The 8045-nt window shown below is 63.7% G+C and carries 7 protein-coding genes and 1 pseudogene; 5 read left to right on the forward strand and 3 right to left on the reverse strand.

The annotated features are described in order from the left end of the window. Positions 1-30: 30 nt before the first annotated feature. Positions 31-1137: a carboxynorspermidine decarboxylase gene (nspC, locus tag QZY07_RS01785; RefSeq protein WP_295399384.1), complete on the reverse strand. Its 1107-nt coding sequence runs from the start codon at positions 1135-1137 to the stop codon at positions 31-33. A gap of 753 nt (positions 1138-1890) precedes the next feature. Here nspC and QZY07_RS01790 point away from each other — a divergent pair. The 5 genes from QZY07_RS01790 to QZY07_RS01810 are packed head-to-tail and all read left to right on the forward strand — an operon-like array spanning position 1891 to position 6609. Next, positions 1891-3663, forward strand: a complete 1773-nt coding sequence (locus QZY07_RS01790) for an extracellular solute-binding protein (RefSeq protein ID WP_295399386.1) — start codon at positions 1891-1893, stop codon at positions 3661-3663. Positions 3664-3689: 26 nt separating this feature from the next. Next, positions 3690-5180 carry a substrate-binding domain-containing protein gene (locus tag QZY07_RS01795; RefSeq protein ID WP_295399388.1) on the forward strand — a complete coding sequence of 497 codons (1491 nt, stop codon included), beginning with the start codon at positions 3690-3692 and terminating at the stop codon, positions 5178-5180. Positions 5181-5206: 26 nt separating this feature from the next. Continuing rightward, positions 5207-5878 (forward strand): hypothetical protein, encoded by a 672-nt coding sequence (locus tag QZY07_RS01800; protein WP_295399389.1) that lies wholly within the window; start codon positions 5207-5209, stop codon positions 5876-5878. 31 nt (positions 5879-5909) lie between these two features. Next, positions 5910-6212 (forward strand): glycosyltransferase, encoded by a 303-nt coding sequence (locus QZY07_RS01805; protein ID WP_295399391.1) that lies wholly within the window; start codon positions 5910-5912, stop codon positions 6210-6212. After that, entirely contained in the window at positions 6196-6609 is a 414-nt protein-coding gene (locus QZY07_RS01810) for a hypothetical protein (protein WP_295399392.1), read from the forward strand. Before QZY07_RS01805 ends, QZY07_RS01810 begins: the two co-directional genes overlap by 17 nt. Before the next feature lie 140 nt (positions 6610-6749). On the opposite strand, the gene QZY07_RS01815 is transcribed toward QZY07_RS01810, so the two are convergent. Further along, positions 6750-7469, reverse strand: a complete 720-nt coding sequence (locus QZY07_RS01815; RefSeq protein ID WP_295399394.1) for a hypothetical protein — start codon at positions 7467-7469, stop codon at positions 6750-6752. Between the two features lie 137 nt (positions 7470-7606). Beyond that, a pseudogene (locus QZY07_RS01820) lies at positions 7607-8045 on the reverse strand (substrate-binding domain-containing protein); the annotation flags it as partial.

Here is an 8045-nt window from a genome sequence, read left to right on the forward strand (position 1 = left end):
AGCAGCGACGATGGTCGGAGCGGGCGCGGTTTAAGAAAGACTGCGTTTGAAATCGTCGTAGCCGAAGGAACGGATCCGCTCGACCCTTCCATCCAGGCGGCGGACGACGATCGACGGCATGGCGACGCCATTGAACCAATTGGTCTTGACCATGGTGTAACCGGCGGCATCGGCGATGCGCACCTCGCTGCCGATGTCCAAGGGCTCCGCCAGTTTGAATTCGCCAAAGACATCACCCGCCAAACAGGTGCGTCCCGCGATGATCACCGGATGCTCGCCAGCCCCAGGCGAGGCGATCGAGGGGGTGGTCCGATAGACCAGGTGGTCGAGCATGTGGGCCTCCAGCGAGGCGTCGATGATGGCGATGTCGATCTCGTTGTGGACTTTGTCGATCACGGTCGTCACCAATTCCGTGCTGTGGGTGACGGCGGCCTCGCCGGGTTCCAGATAGACCTGGATGTCGAACGCCTGGCTGAACTCTCTCAACGCCGAGCAGAAGCGATCGAGAGGATACCCGTCCTTGGTGAACGAAAGACCACCGCCGAGACTGACCCACTCCATTTTCCGGAGCAGATCGGCATATTCGCACCCGATGAGGTCGAGCGAGCGGATGAAGCTCTCGACGTCGTCGTTTTCGCAATTGAAGTGGAACATGAGCCCCTTGAGCAGGACGGATGCCTCCGCGAGCGCGGCCTTGTCGGCGACACCCAGGCGCGAATAGCGGCGCGCGGGATCGGCGAGATCGAAATGCGAATGACTGATTCCCGGATTGACGCGCAGCCCGAGGTTTTGGCCTACAACATCCGGATAATGCCGCTCTAACTGGGAGACTGAATTGAAGATGATCTTGTCCGCGAACTCCCGCAGCGCCCGGACGTCGTCCTTAGAGAATCCAACGCTGTAGGCGTGAACTTCCTTACCGAACTCCTCGTATCCCAGTCTCGCCTCGAACAATGAGCTGCTGGTGGTTCCATCCAGATAGCGGCGCATGAGATCGAAGACGCACCAGGTGGAGAAGCACTTGAGCGCGAGGACCGATTTGGCGCCCGAGCGCTCCCGCACCTGCTGGATGATCTCAAGATTCCGTTGCAGCCTGGTCTCATCGATCAGGTAGTAGGGCGTCGGCAGGTCTTTCATGGAATCGTTTAGCACTGGTCTGGGATCGAACCCCGTATATTAGCGGAAACCGCGTGGTAGGCGGTCATCTTCGTAGGCTTGGGCCTTCTTCTGGGGATGCATTTTGGGGATGCGCAGGCGTGGCTGCGGCGCGTGCCGAGCCCGTTCTCGATCGACGAGTGAAACGTGCTCAGGGGGCTCTGACTGCGGGTTTCAGCGGTTGCGCCCGGCCAGCCAGTGGGGTACGCAGGCTAATCTGTCCAGCAAGTCTACCGATGTAATTTTACGGTTGCGTGACAGGGCGCCGCGGTAAGTCTGGCACGGTCGGCTCGTCGGTTCAGAGATTCCGAGCCCCGACCTCCGATCACGGCGGTCCGAAAAAGGCCAAAGCTGACTCATCGGATCCCGTTCCTGCCGCACGCGATTGGTCTGCAAGCCATCGGGCAGTCGTACTCCAGATCATGGACCTGGAAACGCGGGTGCGTCAGGTTCGACGAGCGCGGTCGGGGATTGCGATCGACCGCTTGGGCCCGCGTCAGACGGGTGCGCAGAAGTCCGCGAAACCGGACGGCTCCGGAGGAGGATCGACCGCGGGCAGTCGCTACAGGGCATAGCCGCTGGATGGATCAAAAGGGTAGCCATGCGAGAAAATCATAGAGTTGCGCGCCTCCGCTGGCGTTCGTCACGGAACGATCTTTTTTCTCTGCGATACTTGGCAGATTCGGGTCAATTCTTTACTCTCTCTCGACTCAATCCATCGCTGCCGGAGGATGCATGCTCATAGCTCGCCCGCGATTCTACTCGGCCGTGCTCCTGGCGGTCGTTGTCCTCTCGATGAATTCCGCGTCGGCCGGCGAAACGGTCTGCGCTCCGGGCCAGGACCAAGTCCTGGTGCGCTTCACCTATGGCTCCGAGAAGGAATCCTGGATCCAGGAAGTCACGGAGGCATTCAACCAGCGGGCCGAGCGCACCGCCTCCGGCAAGACCATCTGCGTCAACTCCATCCCCAAGGGTTCGGGCGACAGCGTCAACGAGATCAAACAGGGCCAGGCCGGTCCCGCAGAGGTGCATGCGACCAGTCCGGCGTCCGATCTCTATGTCAATCTGATCAACTTCGAGAGCGCCGGGGAACAGGGCTCCGATCTGCTCAAGGTCGAGGGTTTCCTGGTGTCCTCGCCGGTGGTCATCGCGGCCTGGGAGCCGGTGCTCGCCCAGCTTGGGCCGGCGGATCAGGTGGGCTGGGCGGAACTCTTCAAGCGCGCGAGCGCGGGCGGTTTCCGCTATGGGCAGACCAGTCCGGAGAGTTCCAACAGCGGGCTCTCGGCCCTGGTCGCCCAGTTCTACGCGGGGGCGGAAGCGGAGGCCGGACGGCCGGTGCCGCGCTTGTCGCTGGCCAAGGTCGAGGATCCCAAGGTGCGCGACTTCGTCGCCAAGGTCCATGAGAGCGTCATCCATTACGGCCGCTCGACCGGCTTCTACGCCGAGAAGATGCGCGCGGGCGGTCCCCAGTACGCCGATGCCGTGGTGATCTACGAGAGCGACGTCATCCAGGCCAACAAGGCGATCCGCGACCAGGGTCTCACGTATCCGAAGCTGGTCGCCGTCTACCCCAGGGAAGGCACCTTCGCGACCAATCACCCCTTCGCCATCGTCAAGCGCGACTGGGTCGACGCGGACGAGGAGGATGGCGCCAAGCGCTACTTCGCCTATCTCATGGCGCCGGAAACTCAGGCCAAGGCCCTGCAATACGGTTTCCGTCCGAGCGTTCCGCTGGACATTGACCCCAAGGTCTACGGCATCGTCTGGAACCCGGACAACGGCGTGAAGCCATTCGAGACCGTGCACCGCTTCCTGGCGACGCCGGGCGGCAATGTCATCAAGGCGATCCGCGACGCCTTCCGCGCGATCAAGAACCAGTCCCATGTCGTGCTGGTGATCGATCGCTCGGGCAGCATGGAGGCGAAGCTCTATGACGCCGAGCGCGGTCTCCAGCGCACCCGCATGGAGATGGCGGTGGAGAGCGCCAATCTGCTCGCGGACGCGCTTCAGGACAAGGATCGGCTGTCGCTGCTCTTCTACGATTACAAGGTCCAGTATTCCGACCTCACGCCCAAGGGCCAGCCGATCCGGATGGACGCGGCGGGCAAGGAGCGGTTGGCCGCGACGCTGGCGAAGGTACGGCCGGCCGGCGGCACCGCCATGCGCTCGGCGATCGAGACCGCCTGGCAGGATCTCTGCGACACCATCAAGGCCGACCCTTCGGATCATTCCATTCGGGTTATGGTGGTCCTGACCGATGGGATCGACAACGCCTCCAAGGTCTCGGATGTCGATTTGGTCAAAAAGATCGGCTTCACCCAGACGGACGGAAGCGGCGGTTATTTCGGCGATGCCGCCTGCAAGATCCCGGTCTTTGGCGTGGCCTTCGGCGGCGAGGCGGACGATGCCTCGCTCAAGGCGATCGGGGCGGCGGCGGGCGGCGAGACCCGCCGGGGCGATTCCGCCGAGATCCGCGAGATCTTCAAACGTTTCAGTGAACTGCTGTGATGCGCCTGGCGCGCGGGAAGGTTTCCATGCCGAGCATTCGCCTTGAGGTACTGCCCCGACTGCTGCTCTGTGGTCTCTTGGCCCTGGGCGGAGCGGTCTCGGTCTCGGTCTCCGCGGCCGAGAAGCTCTTCAACTTCGGCGATCTCAATGTAGATCTGTCCAAGGTCCAGGCCAAGCCGGCGACCGCCCCAGGTCAGCCTGCCCCGCCCGCGCAGGCACCGGTAAAGGAGTCGCCCGCCGAGCAGTTGCCGAGCACGCCGGAGAGCCCGGCGCCCGTGGTACTGCCGCGCGACGGTCAGGAGTCGATCAACGCGACGGTCCGGACCCAGTCGGTCACGGTCAAGCCGGTCGAGATCCGCCCCGACCGGCCCGGTCAGCAGGCGATCCTCTATCCGGTGCCGGAGAACCGCGCGGTGATCGAGGTCAAGATCGCCGCTGGCTCGGAGAAGAAGGATTGGCTGGAGGAGGCGGCGCGGCGCTTCATGGCCGATCCGGCGCGCAACAGCCTCGACGGCAAGCCGATCCGGCTGACGATCGACAAGATCGGCTCGACCGAGTCGGCGACCCTCCTTATCGAAGGCAAGACGATGCATGGCGGGCGCAACGAGTATCAGGTCTGGGCACCGGCCTCCAGCATCTTCCGCGGTCTCGTCGAGGACGCCTTCAGCGGCGGCAAACTGTTCGAGACCGACGAGTCGATCGCACGCAGTCCCATGGTCTTCGTCACCTGGGAGCCGGTGCAGACGGCGATCGACCGCGTCATCCAGAAGTCGATGAGCTTCGATACCCTGACCGAGATCTTCGCGCGCGAGTTCACCGGCGAGACCATCGACCCCAACGGGCGCAACTTCCAGTTCGGCTTCACCCGCCCGCAGGACTCCAACAGCGGCGCGGTTGCACTGATCGCCATGGCCTACGAGTTCTTCGCCAAGGACCGGGGGCGCTACAAGATCCGTCTGGACGACCTGAAGAATCCGGATTTCCAGGCGTATCTGGCCTTCATCAAGTACATGTCGGACCAGACCAAGGACAGCACCGGCAAGCTCGCCGAGCCACTGATGCAGGCGGGCTATGGCGGTCAGCCGCTCTCCAGCGTTTATCTCTATGAAAACCTGGCCGTCAAGCTCGCCTTCGTCCGCAAGGTCAATGACCCCAACGGCGCCCGCCCGCTGATCCGCTATCCCAAGTACAATCTGGTGTCGGATCATCCCTACTACAGCCTGCGTCACGGCAACTCGCGCGAGCAGGTGGAGGCAGCGCGGCGCTTCAAGGACTATCTGCTGACCCGCGACATGCAACTCCTCGCCTTGCAGAAGGAAGGTTTCCGCCCGGTGAGCGCCGAGATCTCGAACCAGGAGATGAATGAGGTGCTGGGCGACTTCGTGGCCGAGAACGGGCTGGTTCCGGATCTGATCAAGGCGTCCCAGATCCTGATTCCGGCGCAGAGCGGGGAGGTCATCATGGCGCTCATCCGCACATACGAACAGCTCGGGGATCCGGTCGGCCCCAATTTCTGACGATTCCCATGTCCCAGGAGAACCGCATGACCCATGGCATCCTTCGCAAGACCTTGATCGTCGCGGGCCTGCTCGCCATTCTGGCCAATCCGGCGGTGGTCCAGGCGGCCAGCTTCGGCGACTATCTCAAGCAGCTCGGCGGCTTCTCCTTCGGTGGGACCGAGTTCGATCCCAAGGACATGGAAGGCAACCAGAAGAACTGGGCCGACCGCGAACGCTGGGTGAAGGAGGCGCTGGACACGGCCTATCAAGCCTTGGCGCGCTCGGACCGGGAGGTGAACCTGTTCGATTTCCAGAACTACTACGAGGTGCTGTCCATCCAGTGGACACCGGACTACCTGACGAGTCCCGCCAATATCGGCAATCTCAATGCCTACGCCACCTTCACCGAATACCTGTCGCGCTATCTCAAGGTGAAGCAGGAACTCATCACCAAGATCGCCGAACTGAACCGGCATTATGCCGTGCTCAAACAGGTCGATCCGCGCCAGCTCACCGGCCCCTTCCAGTTGAACACCGGCGATCAGCCCCAGTCCTACACCCAGAAGGCGGCGGGATCGGTGGACGCCACCGCCCACCAGGCGGCACTGGCAACCTCGGCCGGTGCGGTCGAGAAATACACCGCCGAGCTAAACCGGGCGATCGACTACGGGGTCGAACTGGAGCGCTACTTCAAGCAAGCGGCGGGGATTCAATAGGCGGCGCGGCGCTCACGGGAACAGCGCCGACGTGCAACTCTCCGACATCACCCTGGTGCTCGCGACCCGCGACGAGGCGAGCAACATCGCCGCCTTTCTGCGCTCGATCCCGGAGGAGTTTCAACTCGTCGTCGTGGATGCGAGCCGTGATGAGACCCCAGAATTGATCGAACAATTGCGCCCCGCGCGGTCGCTGGTACTGCGCGAGCCTGGAAACGTCACCGAGGCGCGCCAGCGCGGCGCCGAGGTGGCCAGGACGGACTTGGCTGCTCTTCTCCGATGCCGATGTCGAGTTCGCACCGGACTATTTCGCCGCGTTGGCTCGCCTCGATGAAACGGCGGTCTATTACGGCCCCAAGCTGTCCCGCGATCGCTACCGGGCCTACTACCGACGTTTCGCTCTCGGCCAGGCCGCTGCCTGCGGAATCCCCGCCGCCTCTGGCTCCAATCTGCTGCTGCCGCGCAAGGCGCTGCTCGCCGTCGGCGGTTTCGACCTGCGCCTGAACTGCAACGAAGACTCGGAGCTGGTCTGGCGCATCCGGCGCGCTGGTTTCCCCTCCCGCTACCGGCGCGAGCTGGTGGTCTATGCCACGGATCACCGTCGCATCGAGCGGGGTCGCGCGGCCAAGACCCTGCATTCGTTGCTCCGCTGTCTGCTGCTTTACACCGGCTTGATGCCGGAGAGCTGGCGCCGCCTCGACTGGGGCTACTGGCAGAACCGCAATTCCTGATCGTGATGACACGCCATAACGATATAGCGAGAACGCCACCCGCGGCGCACGAAACCGGCGTCTCAGCGGGTTGCGGGGCACCCCCTCTCCCAGCGGGAGAGGGAGAGGGAGAGTCGGAGCGGCTACGGCGCAGTTTCACGCTAACCGGTCGCTGGCTTCCGCTCGGTTGCCCGCCGATCCGAGACGCGCCGGTCGCTGCTTCGCCGCTCCGTCGATCTCTGGTCCGTCTCTTTCTCGATGAAGGCCGCGAAGCGCTTGCGTAGCTTCGGGATCTCCAGGAGCGCGGTGAAGCTGCGTTTGCGGCAGCCCTTGACCAGGGAGGCAGGATCGAAGAATGCCTTGGCATTGTCGACCGAGAGGACGAAAGGCGGACGGCCCTCGCGGCAGAGCAGGTAGCTCATCACCAGGGCGCCGGTGCGGTGGTTACCCTCGATGAACAACTGGGGTGCGGAGAGCATCTGGATGAAGACCCCGGCGGCGCGCCGACAGACCCGGTCCTCCTTGTGATCGGCCAGATAGTTCATCAAGGCCCGCACCCCGCCTGGATTGCTGTCGGCGTAGAAGCGCCGCTCGGTCTCTCGGATGTGGGGCGCGCAATCCTCGTAGGCCAGATCGCTGGTCCCGCAGAGCACCAGCAGATTGAGCTGCAACAGGTGCTTGGAGTTGCCGCGCGCGAGCGGGTCGATGTCGGCGGCGAGCAGCGAACCCACGTATTCGTAACCGGCGAGCAGGTTGTCCACCACCACGTCCCGTAGCGGGTCGCGCGGGGTGTCCAGGCTGGCGTTGATCCGCGCGAAATCGCGTTGGACCGCGCGCAGGGAGGCTTCGATAGCGGACAGGTCGAGACGGGTTTTCGGCACACCTGGCTCCTGGTGCGTGGGCACCCTCCGAACAATGGACTGGGACGAACGCATGGTCACCGGCGATTCGGACCCGGCAACAATAAAGGGACGCCATCCCTGGCACCCCGTCCCCTCGACACGACTAAAGTCTATCCCTATTGAACGCGCGCGAGCGCCTCCCGGGCCTTGGCGATCATGGATTCCGGCAGCGGAACATAACCCAGATCCCGCGCCACCACCTGACCCTGATCGAGTCCCCAGGTCAGGGCGTCCTTGAGCGCGGCGGCCTTGGCCGGGTCGGCATAGCGCTCGTTCAGCAGGATCCAGGTATAGCTGATGATCGGATAGGCCCCGGCGTCCTCCGGGTCCGGAACGAAGAGGCGCAGATCCGCCGGGATCTCCGCTGCCGATCCCAGTGCCGCCTGGCCCGCGCCGGGGCTTGGCATCACCGGCACGCCGGAGCGGTTTTCCAGGATGGCGACCGGCATGCCCAGTCGTTCGGCGAACTCGTATTCCATGTAACCAATGGCGCCATCCGTGATCATGACGCGCTGGGCGACGCCCTCGTTGCCCCGGGCGGTCATGGCATTGCCC

Origin of the sequence: uncultured Thiocystis sp., assembly GCF_903866365.1 — a bacterium.
In the GTDB taxonomy this organism is placed as follows: Bacteria; Pseudomonadota; Gammaproteobacteria; order Chromatiales; family Chromatiaceae; genus Chromatium.